At 72.9% G+C, this 14,442-nt stretch carries 12 protein-coding genes; 4 read left to right on the top strand and 8 right to left on the bottom strand.

Annotation, left to right across the window (positions count from 1 at the left end; genetic code table 11):
• Window positions 1–19 precede the first annotated feature (19 nt).
• On the bottom strand, window positions 20–1,486 hold the full coding sequence (locus tag ACGFIS_RS27515; protein WP_392904832.1) for a PLP-dependent aminotransferase family protein: 1,467 nt from the start codon (window positions 1,484–1,486) through the stop codon (window positions 20–22).
• Between the two features lie 93 nt (window positions 1,487–1,579).
• Here ACGFIS_RS27515 and ACGFIS_RS27510 point away from each other — a divergent pair, with 93 nt between their 5' ends.
• Window positions 1,580–2,209, top strand: coding sequence for a YitT family protein (locus tag ACGFIS_RS27510; RefSeq protein ID WP_392904835.1), 630 nt, complete (start codon window positions 1,580–1,582; stop codon window positions 2,207–2,209).
• A 4-nt stretch (window positions 2,210–2,213) separates the two neighbouring features.
• On the opposite strand, the gene ACGFIS_RS27505 is transcribed toward ACGFIS_RS27510, so the two are convergent.
• The 3 genes from ACGFIS_RS27505 to ACGFIS_RS27495 all read right to left on the bottom strand — a co-directional run bounded on the left by ACGFIS_RS27505 (window position 2,214) and on the right by ACGFIS_RS27495 (window position 5,054).
• Window positions 2,214–3,104, bottom strand: a complete 891-nt coding sequence (locus ACGFIS_RS27505; RefSeq protein WP_392904838.1) for a hypothetical protein — start codon at window positions 3,102–3,104, stop codon at window positions 2,214–2,216.
• Window positions 3,101–4,087, bottom strand: a complete 987-nt coding sequence (locus tag ACGFIS_RS27500; protein ID WP_392973057.1) for an LD-carboxypeptidase — start codon at window positions 4,085–4,087, stop codon at window positions 3,101–3,103. Before ACGFIS_RS27500 ends, ACGFIS_RS27505 begins: the two co-directional genes overlap by 4 nt.
• 199 nt (window positions 4,088–4,286) lie before the next feature.
• Window positions 4,287–5,054 carry an NAD-dependent deacetylase gene (locus tag ACGFIS_RS27495; protein ID WP_392973055.1) on the bottom strand — a complete coding sequence of 256 codons (768 nt, stop codon included), beginning with the start codon at window positions 5,052–5,054 and terminating at the stop codon, window positions 4,287–4,289.
• Window positions 5,055–5,198: 144 nt separating this feature from the next.
• On the opposite strand from ACGFIS_RS27495, the gene ACGFIS_RS27490 reads away from it, so the two are divergent.
• Window positions 5,199–6,161: a sulfotransferase family protein gene (locus ACGFIS_RS27490; RefSeq protein ID WP_392904845.1), complete on the top strand. Its 963-nt coding sequence runs from the start codon at window positions 5,199–5,201 to the stop codon at window positions 6,159–6,161.
• Window positions 6,162–6,192: 31 nt separating this feature from the next.
• On the opposite strand, the gene ACGFIS_RS27485 is transcribed toward ACGFIS_RS27490, so the two are convergent.
• Window positions 6,193–8,217 carry an ABC transporter ATP-binding protein gene (locus tag ACGFIS_RS27485; protein WP_392905130.1) on the bottom strand — a complete coding sequence of 675 codons (2,025 nt, stop codon included), beginning with the start codon at window positions 8,215–8,217 and terminating at the stop codon, window positions 6,193–6,195.
• A gap of 260 nt (window positions 8,218–8,477) precedes the next feature.
• Here ACGFIS_RS27485 and ACGFIS_RS27480 point away from each other — a divergent pair, with 260 nt between their 5' ends.
• Window positions 8,478–10,406, top strand: coding sequence for a Xaa-Pro dipeptidyl-peptidase (locus tag ACGFIS_RS27480; protein ID WP_392973053.1), 1,929 nt, complete (start codon window positions 8,478–8,480; stop codon window positions 10,404–10,406).
• 60 nt (window positions 10,407–10,466) lie between these two features.
• On the opposite strand, the gene ACGFIS_RS27475 is transcribed toward ACGFIS_RS27480, so the two are convergent.
• The 3 genes from ACGFIS_RS27475 to ACGFIS_RS27465 all read right to left on the bottom strand — a co-directional run bounded on the left by ACGFIS_RS27475 (window position 10,467) and on the right by ACGFIS_RS27465 (window position 13,384).
• On the bottom strand, window positions 10,467–11,246 hold the full coding sequence (locus ACGFIS_RS27475; protein ID WP_392904851.1) for an enoyl-CoA hydratase/isomerase family protein: 780 nt from the start codon (window positions 11,244–11,246) through the stop codon (window positions 10,467–10,469).
• A gap of 211 nt (window positions 11,247–11,457) precedes the next feature.
• The gene (locus ACGFIS_RS27470; protein ID WP_021596738.1) at window positions 11,458–11,670 is read right to left on the bottom strand and encodes a helix-turn-helix domain-containing protein; all 213 of its coding nucleotides are present in this window, start codon (window positions 11,668–11,670) and stop codon (window positions 11,458–11,460) included.
• Between the two features lie 115 nt (window positions 11,671–11,785).
• A complete protein-coding gene (locus ACGFIS_RS27465; RefSeq protein ID WP_392904853.1) occupies window positions 11,786–13,384 on the bottom strand; it encodes an ABC-F family ATP-binding cassette domain-containing protein in 1,599 nt (532 codons plus the stop codon).
• 250 nt (window positions 13,385–13,634) lie between these two features.
• Between ACGFIS_RS27465 and ACGFIS_RS27460 the strand changes: the two genes are divergently transcribed.
• A complete protein-coding gene (locus ACGFIS_RS27460; RefSeq protein WP_392904856.1) occupies window positions 13,635–14,429 on the top strand; it encodes a VOC family protein in 795 nt (264 codons plus the stop codon).
• The last annotated feature ends 13 nt before the right edge of the window (window positions 14,430–14,442 follow it).

Below are 14,442 nucleotides of genomic sequence, written 5' to 3'. Positions count from 1 at the left end.
GGGTTCCGCCGCTCCCGGGTCAGACGTAGGCGGGAAGGAGACGGCCGGCCGGAGCCGACTCGGCCTCGCGGTAGGCCTGGGCCAGGCGTTCCACGGCCAGGCGGAGCGTGTCCGGCGGCAGGACGTACGGCAGCCGGACATAGTCCTCCAGGACGCCGTCCACGCCGAACACCGGGCCGGCCACGACCCGGACGCCGAGCCGCTCGGCCGCCTCCGCGAGCGCGGAGGCGACCGGTGCCCCGAGCCGCGCCCACAGCGACATGCCGCCGGCGGGCAGCCGGAACTCCCAGCCCGGCAGACGCTCGCGCAGTGCCCCGGCGAGCGCGTCACGGCCGCGCAGCAGGCTCTCCGCCCGCTCGGCGCGGACCTCGTCCACCCGCAGCAGCAGCTCCCGGACGATCAGCTGGTCCAGTACCGGGCTGGCCATGTCGGACGATTCGCGGGCCAGCACCAGGCGGCGGGCCATCGGCGCGGTCGTGCGGATCCAGCCGATCCGGAGGCCGCCCCACATCAGCTTCGACGCCGAGCCGATGGTGACGACGCGTCCGCCTGAGTCGAAGGAGGCCAGCGGCGGCTCGCGCGGCGCGTCCGGGTCGTGCCCCAGCTCGGCGAAGGTCTCGTCGACGACCAGGAGCGCGTCGGCGCGTCGGCCGGCGTCGACGAGCGCGGCCCGGTCGGCGGACGCCATCAGCAGCCCGGTCGGGTTGTGGAAGTCGGGGATCGTGTACGCCATCCGGACGGCGGCCTGCCGCATGGCGCCCGCGGCGAGCTCGACGTCCCAGCCCTCGTTGACGCCGACGGGGACGAGCCGGGCGCCGCGGCGGCGCAGCCCCTCCAGCGCGTGCGGGTAGGTGGGGCGCTCGACCATGACGGCGTCACCGGCCTCGATGAGGGCCTGTGACAGCAGCGTGAGCGCGTGCTGGGCGCCGGTGGTGACGATGATCTGGTCGGACCGGGTGGGGACGCCGCGCGCCGTGTACCGGTCCGCGATGACCTGGCGCAGGCTCGCCAGCCCGGCGGGCTCGTAGCCGGGGCCGGAGCTGTAGCGGGGCAGTTCGTCGACGGCGGCGGCGACGGCCTCGCCGAAGACCGCCGGGGCGCCGGGGGTGGCGCAGCCGAGATCGATGAACGCCGGGTCGTCGGGTACCGGGTGCGCCTTGCCGAACCGGCCGCCGGGCGGCGTGCTCCGCGTCTCGGCCGGCGACATCCGAATCGGCGGCAGGACCGTCCAGCTTCCCGCGCCCTGGCGGCTCTCGATGTAGCCCTCGTCGCGGAGCCGGTCGTAGGCGGCGGTCACGGTGGTGCGGCTGACGCCGAGGGCGGCGGCCAGGTCGCGTTCGGCGGGCAGCCTGGTCCGCAGCGCGAGCCGCCCGTCCAGGACGAGGGCGCGCACCGACCGGGCCAGCGCCGCGTAGACGGGGCGTTCGCGCGACACGTCCCCCAGCAGCCGGGCCAGATGCGGTCCGCTCACGTATCGAGTGCTCACCTAAGCCACTTTCGCATATTGGCCCTATAGAAACCAGTCCACTCGGGCCAAGGTATGCAGGAAGATGGCCGGTTTTGAGTGAAGGAGCGAATAATGGCCTTGATGGCACGCCGTCTGGTGCAGCTTTATATCGGATTGGCCCTGTACGGGCTCGGGATCGCCCTGCAGGTGTCGTCGGGCCTCGGGAACGACCCGTGGGACGTCCTCCACCAGGGCCTGTCCCGGCGTTTCGGCCTGTCGATCGGCGCCTGGATCATCATCGCCGGCGCACTGGTGATGCTCGCGTGGATCCCGCTGCGGCAGCGGCCCGGCACCGGGACGATCAGCAACGTCGTCCTCATCGGCGTCTTCGCGGACCTGTTCCTCTGGCTGCTGCCCACCCCGGAGGCGCTCGGCGTGCGCTGGGCGTACCTGGTCACCGCCGTCCTGGTGGGCGGTTTCGCGACCGGCTGCTACATCGGCGCCGGGCTCGGTCCGGGCCCGCGCGACGGCCTGATGACCGGGATCGCGGCGCGGGGTCACTCCCTCCGGGTGGTCCGGACGGGGATCGAGCTGACCGTGCTGGCCACCGGCTGGCTGCTCGGCGGCACCGTCGGCATCGGAACCGTCCTGTACGCCGTCGCGATCGGCCCGCTGACGCACGTCCTGCTGCCCGTGCTGACGATCAAGCCCCGCGTCTCCGAGCCGGCCCCGAGCCCCGAACCCGAAGCCGCCCGCGCTTGATCGTTCAGCGCTCGGCGGCCAAGGTGGCGAGGACGGAGGAGAACTCCTCCGGCAGCACCAGCGAGCCGCCCTCGTAGCGGGTCTCCAGGTAAGACAGCTCCCCGGCGCGCCACCAGTACAGGTGCGGGCTGAGGGAGCCCGGCCCGTCCTCGTAGGCGCGGTGGGCCTGGGCCTGCAACTCGTTGGCCGCCGCCACGGCCGCGCGGTAGCGGGCCCTCGGGCAGCCCTCGTTGATGCGGAGCGGATGCGCGACGATCAGGCTGCGGTTCGGGGCGATGACCAGCGCGCCGTACGGCCCGATCGGCAGGTACTCCTCCAGCCAGGCCAGGTGGGTCACGGCGTAGAACGTCCATCCGTGCAGGACCGAGACGCGGACGCCGCCGAGGTCCTGCTCGTCCACCTGGAGCGGCCCGTCGGCGCGGACGTTGGAGCGGCCGAGCATGAACAGCGCGTCGCCGGAGACCGGCCAGCCGTTCATCTCGTCGGTGCTGACGGTCCGGACGGAGGTGGGCGTGTCGACGACCACGACCTCGATCAGGCCGGGTGCGAACGACCGCGCCGCCAGCACGCCGTTGTCGGCCTCGGCGGGGTAGATGCGGGTGCGCAGCAGATGCTGGGCGAGGTCGAAGTCGCTCAGGTCGAGCGGCTCCTCCATCGCCGTGACGATCGTGGTGACATGGTCGGACACCAGCGCCGGCCAGTCGTCGCGGGGCACCAGACGGGCGAGCTGGCGCAGGTCGCGCATGCTCACCGGCAGCCGCTGGGCGCCCTCCAGCAGCATGATCTCGCCGGGCGCGCGGTGGCAGGAGTAGCCGAGGCTCTCGGCCACCAGCACCAGCAGCGAGTCGAGGGTCCCGTCATCCGCGGGTTCGGGACGGGCGTGGCGGCCTCTCATCGCGCACCTCCCGGCGCTCGAAGGGTGAGCGCGGCCGCGTCCGGGGGGCCCAGTGCGGTCGTGTCGAGCACGGCGAAGGCGCCGAGTTCCAGTGTGCGCTGGTGCGGGCCGTGCCCGGCGGGGACGCCCGCCAGGACCGGGACGCCGAGCGGCCCGAGCCGCGCGGCGAACACCGAGTCGAGTTCGGCGGGGTCGCCGCAGTCCCGCCAGGAGCCGAGCGCGATCCCGGCCGCGCCGTCGAACCATCCGGCCTGGAGCAGCTGGACGAGCATGCGGTCGATCCGGTACGGCGCCTCGGCCACGTCCTCCAGGAAGACGATGCGGCCCGCGGCGGGCGGCGGTGCGTACGGGGTGCCGAGGAGCGCCGCGAGGAGCGACAGGGTGCCGCCGGTGAGCGGACCCTCCGCGCGGCCCGGACGCAGCGCGTGCGTGCCGGGCAGTGCCACCGGGCCGCCGAACAGCGCGGCGCGGAGACCGTCCAGCGTGCCGTCGGGACCGCCGTCCGACAGTGCGGGGCCCAGGTCGGCGATCACGCCGGCGGGCATGGGTCCGAACGACGTCGTGACGGAAAGGCGCGTTCCAAAAGCGGCGTGCAGGGCCGTGACGTCGCTGGAGCCGTGCAGGATCTTCGGGCCGCCGCCGGACGCCGCGGACGCCTCCGCCGCGGCGCTCAGGGCGTCCCAGTCGAGATGGTCGAGGACGCGGGTGGCGCCGTAGCCGCCGCGCGCGCAGATCACCGCGCGGACGCGCGGGTCGCACCAGGCGGCCTGGAGGTCGGCGGCCCGGTCGGCGTCGCCTCCGGCGAGCCGGTGCCAGTCGTCGCGGACGGGGCCCGGCGAGCCGAGGTTGACTCGGTCGAGGGCGTGCTTTCCGACCACCGCGTCAAGGCCCAGGTCACGGAGAACGGCGCAGCCCGCCTCCAGGCGGGCGGGCTCGGCGGGGCCGCTCGGGGCGACGACCGCGATCCTGTCGCCGGGTCGCAACCGCCTATACCTGCGGGTTTGTCGCGTTCGCGGCAGTCCGTCGGGCATGCCGACGGCGGGCGCGTCGGCCGGTCCCTGGACCGCCTTCGCGCGGGCGCCCCCGCTTTTCAACCCGATCCCTCCTCGCACCGCGACGGATAGAGCTTGTCAGGATCCGGACGCCAGCGGAAGAGGCGCACGGTCACGACCCGCCAACAGATCATCGCCCGGTGCCGAGCGCGATGCCGGCGAGCCGCGGCAGGGTCTCGCCGACCGGCCGGCGCAGTACCGCGTCGGCCAGCCCATCGTACGGCGTCTCCTCCGCGTTGATGATCACCAGGCGGGCGCCGTGGTCGACGGCCTCCAGACACAGCCCGGCGGCCGGCTGGACGGTCAGCGACGTGCCCACGGCCAGGAACAGGTCGCAGGAGCGCGCCGCGCTGACCGCCGCGTCCAGGACGTCCCGGTCCAGCGCCTGGCCGAACGAGATCGTCGCGGACTTCTGGATGCCGCCGCACTCCACGCACGGCGGGTCGTCCTCGCCCGCGTCGAGCCGCTTGAGGACCTCCGGCATCGGGGTGCGCAGGTCGCAGGACAGGCAGACGGCGTCCCGCACGGTGCCGTGGAGCTCGATGACCGCCGCGGCGCCCGACCCGGCGCGCTGGTGCAGTCCGTCGATGTTCTGGGTGATCAGGGCGCGGAGCCGTCCGGCCCGCTCCAGTTCGACGAGGGCGGCGTGCGCGGCGTTCGGCTCGGCGTCCCACAGCGGGTTGTCGCGCCGGAACCGCCAGGCGCGGCGCCGCACCTCCGGGTCGGCGAGGTAGGCGCCGATCGTGGACATCGCCTCCGCCGCCGGGTCCTTCGTCCAGACGCCCTGCGGACCGCGGAAGTCCGGGATGCCGCTGTCGGTGGATATCCCGGCGCCGGTGAGGACCGTGATCGCCTCGGCCTTCGGCAGAAACTCGGCGAGCGTCAGGGGAGCGTCCACCCTTCCCATGGTAGATGCCGGGCGGCACCGCACGTTCCGGCCGGGTCCGAACGGGTCGGCCCTGTCTAACAGATGGATATCGGTCGGCCCTTACGGAGGGTCACGGATGGAGCAGACCTCAAAAGGTGACAAACTTGGCCCCGTATGAGGTCGACGCCGCACATCCTGGTGATCAACGGCACCAAGGTCCGCCGCCCGGTGTTCATCCTGGGCGCGCCGCACTCGGGTGCGGGATTGCTGGCGCGCGCGGTCAAGCGCTCCCCCGGCTTCCATCTGACGACGGGCCGTCCCGGTGTACTGCGCGTCACCTACGCGTTCGCCCGGCAGCCGTCGATCGCGACGGAGCGCGGGAAGGGCGCGGCGCGGGTGCTCCGCGACGCCTACGCCGAGGCGTGGCTGGTCTCTGCCCGCGCCTGCGCGGAGTGCCCGGACGAATGCCGTGAGCTGGCCGGACTGCCGCCGCGGCAGCCCGCCGCCGACCGTCCCGGGCAGGGCGGCGACCTCCCGGAGCCGTGCGTCGAGCCGCGCGGGCTGGCCCGGTTCGCCGACGCGTCCCCCGACCTGATCTACAGCACCGACGTGCTGCTGGACGCCTTCCCCGACGCCCAGCTCGTCCAGGTGATCCGGGACGGCCGCGACGTCGTCGCCGACATGCTGGACGACGAGCGCTGCCTGGCCTGGTTCAAGCCGGGCCTGGCCAACCTCGACACGGTGTTCCCCAACCCGTTCCTCGGCGTCGAGGACCATACCGAGCGGAACCGGTGGCCGCGCGCCGCGACCGCCGTCAAGTGCGCGCTGCGCTGGCGGGGCTCGGTGCGGCTGAGCGCGAAACTCCGCCTGCAGGTCCCGGAGGACCAGCTGTTCACCGTCCGTTACGAGGAACTGGTGGCCGGCCCGCGCCGCGTGGGCGCGGAGCTGTCGAGGTACCTGGACGCCCCGCTGTCCAGGACGGCCCTGTCGGGGCTGGTCCGCGTCGGGGCGCCGGACCCCGGCCACGGTGTCGGCGCGTGGCGGGACCGCCTGACCCCGCGGCAGGCCGCCCAGGTCGAGAAGGTCGCCGGGACCGAGCTGCGGCGGCTCGGCTACCAGCTCGGCTCCGGCATCTGAGACCGCCGGGCGGCCGGCCCGGCCGGCGCCGTCACTCCGCGCCGAGCGGCTCGGTCTGGCGCTCCTCGTCGCGCTGGTGCGCGAACTGGGTGCGGTACAGCTCGGCGTACAGGCCGCCCTGGAGCAGCAGTTCCTCGTGCCGCCCGCGCTCGGCGACCCGGCCGTCGTCGATCACCAGGATCAGGTCGGCCTCCCGGATCGTCGACAGCCGGTGCGCGATCACCAGGGACGTCCGCCCGGCCAGCGCCGTGCGCAGCGCCCGCTGCACGGCCGCCTCGGACTCGGAGTCCAGGTGCGCGGTCGCCTCGTCCAGCACCACCACGGACGGCGCCTTCAGCAGCAGCCGGGCGATCGCGAGACGCTGCTTCTCCCCGCCCGACAGGCGGTAGCCGCGGTCGCCGACGACGGTGTCGAGCCCCTCGGGCATCTCGGCGACGAGGTCGCCGATGCGCGCGGCCTCCAGCGCCGCGTGGATCTCCTCGTCGGAGGCGTCCGGGCGGGCGTAGCGCAGGTTCTCGCGGATCGAGTCGTGGAACAGGTGCGCGTCCTGGCTGACCACGCCGATCTCGGCGCGCAGCGAATCGAGCGTGACGTCGCGGACGTCGGCGCCGCCGATCCGCACCGCGCCCTCGCTGACGTCGTACAGCCGCGACACCAGGTGCGTGATCGTCGACTTGCCCGCACCGGACGGCCCGACGAGCGCGACGAGCCGGCCGGGCTCGGCGGTGAAGTCGATGTCGTGCAGGACCTCGCGCCCGGGGGCGGTGTCGGTGCGCGCGATCGACTCCAGCGAGGCCAGCGACACCTCTTCCGCCGACGGATAGGCGAACCGGACGTGGTCGAACTCGACCGACGGCGCGCCCCGGCTCCCCGACTCCCCGGTCGCCTTGGTCGCCTTGGTCAAGCTGGTGGCCTTGGTCAAGTCGGCGGCCTCGGGCTCCTTGGTCAGGCGAGTGCCGTTCCCGTCGGACCCGCGTGCCTCGCCGAGGGTGCGGGCGCCGTCACGGTCGCGGATCAGCGGCTTGAGGTCGAGCACCTCGAACACGCGGTCGAAGCTGACCAGCGCGGTCATGACGTCCACATGGACGTTGGACAGGGCGGTGAGCGGCCCGTACATCCGGGTCAGCAGGGTCGCGAGCGCGACCAGCGTCCCGAGTTCCAGGGCGCCGTTCACGGCGAGCGCGCCGCCGACGCCGTAGACCATGGCCGTGGCCAGGGCCGCGACGAGCGTCAGCGCGGTGAAGAAGACCCGGCCGTACATGGCCGCGATGATGCCGATGTCGCGGACCCGCGCGGCGCGCCCGGAGAAGTTCTCCTCCTCCTCGGCGGGCCGCCCGTACAGCTTGGCCAGCATCGCGCCCGCGACGTTGAACCGCTCGGTCATCAGCGAGCCCATCTCGGCGTCCAGCACCATCTGCTCGCGGCTGACGCGCTGGAGGCGCTTGCCGACCCACTTGGCCGGCAGGATGAAGATCGGGAGCAGCAGCAGCGCGATCAGCGTGACCTGCCACGACAGGATCAGCATGGTGGCCACCACCAGGATCAGGCTGATCACGTTGGAGACCACCGACGACAGCGTGGTGGTGAGGGCGCGCTGCGCGCCGATGACGTCGTTGTTGAGGCGGCTGACGAGCGAGCCGGTCTGCGCCCGCATGAAGAACGCGACGGGCTGCCGCTGGACGTGCGCGAAGACCTGGCTGCGCAGGTCGTAGATGAGGCCCTCGCCGACGCGTGCCGAGTACCAGCGCTGGACCAGGCCGAGGACGGCCTCCACCAGCGCGAGCCCGGCGACGGCGACGGCGAGCCAGACGACCAGGCTCTGCCGCCCCGGCACGATGCCGCGGTCGATGATCGCCTTCAGCAGCAGCGGGTTCGCGACGACGATCAGCGCGGACAGGGAGTTCAGGGCGAGGAACAGCCCCAGTTCCCGGACGTAGGGACGGGCGTACCCCGCGATCCGCCCGACCGTGCCGGGCTTGAGCTTCTGCTGGGTGACGCTGCTGTCCTTGCGGAACGAGGCCATCACCTGCCAGCCGTTGCCCGGCATTCCCGGCATTCCCACAAACGCCTCCGAGGTTCGCCGCGCGGCCCGCGGGAGCCGCGGCCGCGCATGGAACGTAATCAAGTAAGCATCTCAGTATCCGGCCGGGACAACGCGCACCGGGCGGCCCCCCTTCCCGCGTCCGCTCCTGGCGTAACCAGAGCTCGCCCGTTGACCGGTGGTGGGTGGGGGCCGGAGGACGGTGGACTTCGCATCACTCGCGGAGTAAAAGTGATCAACCCCCTATGTCAGGCTCACACCCCCCAGGAGCCCCGATGACACGACGCCTCCCGCGAGGCGGCGCCGGCGTGGCCGCCCTCACCGCCGCGCTGCTCGCCCTCACCGCGCTCCCCGCCGGGGCGGCCGGCCCCACCGGGTCCTCGCCGCCCGGCGCCGCCCCGAAGCTCACCGTGAAGGACGGCGAGACGCAGCCGGTCTTCTCCCGCGCCGACGCCGTCACCCAGACCGTCGACATCGAGACGACGGCCGACAGCGACAGGGACGGCGTCCGGGACCGCGTGCAGATGCGGATCATGCGTCCGAAGGAGACCGACACCGCCGGCCTCAAGGTCCCGACGATCCTGGAGCCGAGCCCGTACTGGGCCGGCGGCAACGACGTCGTCAACCACCCCGTCGACATCGGCGACGCGCGGGCCGGGGCCTTCGCCGCCCCCCGGCGTGACCTCGCGGCCCTGTTCCCCGGGTACTACGACAACTACTTCCTGCCGCGCGGATACGCCGTCGCCGACCTGGACAGCATCGGGACGGGCGGCTCCACCGGCTGCCCGACGTCCGGGGACCGCAGCGAGCAGGCCGGCGCCAAGGCGGCGGTCGACTGGCTGAACGGCCGCGCCCGCGGCTGGGCACCGGACGGGACGCCCGTCACGCCGGACTGGTCGACCGGCGACGTCGGCATGATCGGGCAGTCCTACAACGGGACGCTGCCGAACATGGCCGCCGCGACCGGCGTGACGGGGCTGAAGGCCATCGTCCCGATCGCTGCCATCTCCAGCTGGTACGACTACTACCGCGCGAACGGCGGTGTGCTCGCCCCCGGCGGCTTCCAGGGCGAGGACCTGGACGTCCTGGCCAAGTACGTGCTGACCCGGGAGAACCCCGAGGTCTGCGCGGAGATCATCGACGAGATCGAGGCGGCACAGGACCGCGTGACCGGCGACTACGGCGACGTCTGGGCCGCCCGCGACTACGTCGGCCAGGCGAAGAACGTGCGGGCCGCGGTCATGGTCGTGCACGGCCTGAACGACTGGAACGTGAAGACGAAGAACTCCGTCCAGTGGTGGAACGCCCTGAAGAAGACCGGTGTCCCCCTCAAGCTGTGGCTGCACCAGGGCAGCCACGCGACACCGTTCCGCTGGCGTGTCGAGGAGTGGCTGCGCCAGACGCATCGCTGGTTCGACCGCTACCTGCACGGCATCCGCAACGGCATCGAGCACGAGCCCCGCGTCGACGTCCAGCACGCGGACGGGACGTGGGAGACGGCGCGGGACTGGCCCGTCCCGGGAACCCGCACCGTGCCGCTCGCCCTGAACGCCGGCCCGTCCGGGCAGCCCGGGAGGCTGGCCCTGCGGCCCCGCCGCGGCGCGACGCAGTCGTTCGCCGACGAGGGCAGGACCCGCACCGCCGAGCAGCTGCTCGCCCACGAGGACCGGGCCGACCCGGGACGCCTGGCGTTCCTGACGCCGCCGCTGTCCGCGCCCGTCCGGGTGAACGGCACACCCGGGATCACTCTCCGCGCGTCCCTCGACGGGCGCTCGCCGTACCTGACGGCGCTGCTGGTCGACTACGGCACCGGAACCCGCCCCACGGGCCGCCGCGCCGACACCGGTGAGCGGGTCTGCTACGGCCAGGGCGTGCCGGGCGACGACGGCTGCACCACCCGCCAGGCCCTGGAGACCGAGACGGCCCCCTACAAGATCATCACGCGGGGCTGGCTGGACGCGCGGAACCGCCATGATCCGGGCCGCACGGAGCCGATCAGGCCCGGCCGGACCTACACCTTCAGGTGGGACCTCCAGCCGGCCGACTACACGGTGGAGCCCGGCCACCGGCTCGGCGTGATCGTGCTGTCCACCGACTACGACTACACGCTGCGTTACCCGGCCGGGACCGAGGTCACCGTGGAGCCGGGCGTCAGCCGGATTCTGCTGCCGCTCGCCGGAGGCGGCCACAGGGCCCTGAGATAGCCGGACGCGGCGGGCCGCCCCATGGGACGCCCGTGGGGCGGGCCCGCCGCCACCCGGTGATCAGCGCGTGAACAGCTCGCGCAGCCGGCCGATCTGCTCGTGCCGCTCGGCGGCGCACTGCTCTTCGAGGGTGTTCTCGGCGGCCTGCCACAGCAGCCGCTTGGTGGCGACGGCCGCGCCCGGGTTCACCGCCAGCAGCGCGGTGACCAGGTCGCGGACGGCGTCGTCCAGGCCGTCGCGGGGGACGACCACCTCGGCGAGACCGAGCCGTGACGCCTCCTCGGCGAGCACGGTGCGGGTGGTGAGGCACAGCTCCAGCGCCCGCCCGATGCCCACGATCTCGACGAGCGGCTTGGTGCCGGTCAGGTCGGGGACGAGCCCGAGCGCGGGCTCCTTCATGCAGAACTTGGTGTCGTCGGCGATCACGCGGATGTCGCACGCCAGCGCGAGCTGGAAGCCGCCGCCGATCGCGTGGCCGTGCACCGCCGCGACGGTGACGATCTCGGGGCGCCGCAGCCAGGTGTAGCCCTCCTGCAGCTCCGCGATGAACCGGTCGGTGGCATCGGCGTCGGAGCCGTCGGTGAATCCGTCGCCCTCGCCGGAGAACATGCCGAGGTCGATGCCCGCCGAGAAGCTCGGGCCCTCGCCCCGCAGGACGACGACGCGGACATCGGCGGGCAGGGAGCGGCCGATCGCGGCGAGACCGCGCCACGTCGCGAACGTCATCGCGTTGCGCCGCTCGGGCCGGTTCAGCGTGACGGTCGCGACGGCGCCGTCCACGTCGAACCGCAGCCCGCCCTCATCAAGCACGGACTGGTCGAGCACCGGCTGATCGGGCACCGCCCGATCGAGTACCGCCGGGTCCGTGACCGTTACCGGCCGTCCGTCCGTATTCGCGTCCGCCATTGGCCTCCCTTTCGATGAGCACCACGGGCCCGCCCCGCCGTCCACGGGGCGGGACCCGGCGCCTGTCCGCCGCCGCGACCGAACCTTACTCGGCCGGTCGCGGCGCCGGTTCAGGCGGTGCGCTCATCCGGGGGCCGGTGTCCGTTCAGGACTTCTTGCCCCGGGTCGCGCCGCCGCGACCGCGCAGGTTGACGCCGGACTCGGTCAGAATCCGGTGGATGAAACCGTACGAGCGGCCGGTGGCGGCTGCCAGGGCGCGGATGCTCTCGCCGGAGTCGTACCTCTTTTTCAGGTCCGCCGCCAGCTTGTCGCGCTCGGCACCGGTCACGCGGGTGCCCTTCTTAAGGGTCTCGGCCACGAGTACCTCCCGTAGTGATGTGGTGACCGCTGCGTTATCCCCGCCATGATCAGTCATTCCCGCCGGTTCGGCTACCCACTCGGCCAGAAAAGATCTGCGGAAGTCACCCCGCAGGTCACGCGAGCGCCACCAGATCGGCAAACTCGTCACTCCAGATGTCTTCCACACCATCCGGGAGCAAAATCACTCTTTCCGGTGCGAGCGCGTCGACGGCCCCCTCGTCGTGGGTCACCAGGACGATCGCCCCGGCGAACGTCCGCAGCGCCCCGAGGATCTCCGCGCGGCTGGCGGGATCGAGGTTGTTGGTGGGCTCGTCGAGCAGCAGGACGTTCGCGCTGGACACCACCAGCATCGCCAGCGCCAGCCGGGTCTTCTCGCCGCCGGACAGGACGCCCGCGGGCTTGTCGACGTCGTCGCCGGAGAACAGGAACGAGCCGAGGATCTTGCGGACCTCGACGGGCGCCATGCCGGGCGCGGCCGACTGCATGTTCTCCAAGACGGACCGTTCGACGTCCAGGGTCTCGTGCTCCTGGGCGTAGTAGCCGACCCGCAGGCCGTGACCGGCCACCACCGACCCGGTGTCGGGCTCGTCGACCCCCGCCAGCAGCCGCAGCAGCGTCGTCTTGCCCGCGCCGTTCAGGCCCAGGATGACGACGCGGCTGCCCCGGTCGACGGCCAGGTCCACGTCGGTGAAAATCTCCAAAGATCCGTACGATTTCGACAAACCCTCCGCGGTGAGGGGGGTTTTGCCGCACGGTGCCGGTTCCGGGAAGCGGATCTTGGCGACCTTGTCGGCCCGCCGCTCGCCCTCGACGCCCGCCAGCAGGCTCCTGGCGCGCCGGTCCATCTGCTGGGCCGCCTTGGCCTTGGTGGCCTTGGCGCGCATCTTGTCGGCCTGCGACAGCAGCGCGGACGCCTGCCGCTGCGCGTTGGCCGTCTCGCGCTTGCGGCGCCGCTCGTCGGTCTCGCGCTGCTCCAGGTACTTCTTCCAGCCGACGTTGTAGATGTCGACCACGCTGCGGTTGGCGTCCAGGTGGAACACCCGGTTGACCACGGCGTCCAGCAGCTCCACATCGTGGCTGATCACGACGAGGCCGCCCTGGTGGGACTTCAGGAAGTCGCGGAGCCAGACGATGGAGTCGGCGTCCAGGTGGTTGGTCGGCTCGTCCAGCAGCAGCGAGTCGGCGCCGGAGAACAGGATGCGCGCCAGTTCCACGCGGCGCCGCTGACCGCCCGACAGCGTCCCGAGGGGCTGGGTCATCACCCGGTCCGGCAGGCCGAGGCTGGAGGCGATCGAGGCGGCCTCGGCCTCGGCGGAGTAGCCGCCGAGCACGTGCAGCCGCTCCTCCAGCCGGCCGTACCGGCGGACGGCCTTGTCGCGGTCGGCGCCCGACGCGGTCGCCATCGCGTCCTCGGCGGCGCGCAGCCTGCGGATGACCTCGTCCAGCCCGCGGGCGGACAGGATCCGGTCGCGGGCCAGCTCCGCGAGGTCGACGTCACGGGGGTCCTGCGGCAGGTAGCCGATGGTGCCGGAGGACGTCACGGCGCCCTGCGCGGGCAGCGCCTCCCCGGCCAGCACCTTGGTGAGGGTGGTCTTGCCGGCGCCGTTGCGGCCGACGAAACCCACCCGGTCGCCGGGGTTGACCCGGAACGTGGCGGTCTCGATCAGCAGCCGGGGTCCGGCGCGCAGCTCGATGTCTTTCGCGATGATCACAGTGACAGGCTCCCCTGACGGACGGCTCGGAGGACAGGCACGAAGAAGCGCGCCTCTCGGTCACCGTGGGACCGGGGCGCGCTGGGCGCACTGTCAATTCGGGAGCGGAACCATGCGTCCAGTGTACGGGATGGGCGGCGAGCCCCGCCCCGCCGCCGGTCCATGCGGATCCGAAGTGTGAACCCCGGGCCCGTGGCCAGGATGGAGGTGACGGGCGTGCGGCGGAACGACACGAAGGAGTGTGGGCGGGATGACCCAGGTCACGAGCAACGCGCCGGAGGGGACGCCGAACTGGCTCGACATCGGCGTCCCCGACATCGACCGCGCCAGGACGTTCTACGGGACGCTCCTCGGCTGGGAGTTCCAGGACGCGGGCCCGGAGGCGGGGCACTACAACCAGTGCCTCCTGCGCGGCGAGTCCGTCGCCGGGATGATGCTGAACCCGGAGGACCAGCCGGACGTGTACTGGTGGGCCGTCTACTTCGCCGCCGACGACTGCGACGGCGTCGTCAAGCGCGCCACGGACGCGGGCGCGGAGGTCGTCGTCCCGGCCATGGACGTGATGGACCTCGGCCGCATGGCGGTCCTCAGGGACCCGCAGGGCGGGCAGTTCGGCCTGTGGGAGGGCCGCGCGCACCCCGGTTCCCGGATCGTGAACGAGCCGGGGTCGTTCGTCTGGAACGAGCTCGTCACCCCCGACTCGGGACCCGCCTGCGAGTTCTACAAGGCGTTGTTCGGGTACGAACTGGAGCCGATGCCGGGCGACATGGACTACTTCATCCTGCGCCGCCCCGACGGCCGCTACGTCGGCGGCATCCAGGGCGGGTCCGGAATCGCCCTCGGCGGCGGCGGCCCTCGGGTCCCGTCCTGGACGACGACCTTCGCGGTCGACGACGCCGACGCGGCGGTCCGGACGGTCCGGGACGCCGGCGGCACGGTCGACGCCGAGCCGGTGGACAGCCCGTACGGCCGGTACGCCGCCGTCCGCGACCCGTTCGGAGTCCCGTTCAACGTGGGCAGGCCCGCACCCGAACCCGAGGCGTGACCGGCCGCCCGGT

This window comes from Spirillospora sp. NPDC048824 (assembly GCF_043198455.1).
Classification (GTDB): Bacteria; Actinomycetota; Actinomycetes; order Streptosporangiales; family Streptosporangiaceae; genus Spirillospora.
This window is presented reverse-complemented; position numbering and strand designations above follow the sequence as displayed.

Coding starts and splice junctions, on each gene's coding strand:
- ACGFIS_RS27505 (WP_392904838.1), bottom strand. CDS start 3,104: ATGAGAGGCCGCCACGCCCGTCCCGAACCCGCGGATGACGGGACCCTC.
- ACGFIS_RS27510 (WP_392904835.1), top strand. CDS start 1,580: ATGGCCTTGATGGCACGCCGTCTGGTGCAGCTTTATATCGGATTGGCC.
- ACGFIS_RS27485 (WP_392905130.1), bottom strand. CDS start 8,217: ATGCCGGGAATGCCGGGCAACGGCTGGCAGGTGATGGCCTCGTTCCGC.
- ACGFIS_RS27480 (WP_392973053.1), top strand. CDS start 8,478: ATGACACGACGCCTCCCGCGAGGCGGCGCCGGCGTGGCCGCCCTCACC.
- ACGFIS_RS27490 (WP_392904845.1), top strand. CDS start 5,199: ATGAGGTCGACGCCGCACATCCTGGTGATCAACGGCACCAAGGTCCGC.
- ACGFIS_RS27460 (WP_392904856.1), top strand. CDS start 13,635: ATGACCCAGGTCACGAGCAACGCGCCGGAGGGGACGCCGAACTGGCTC.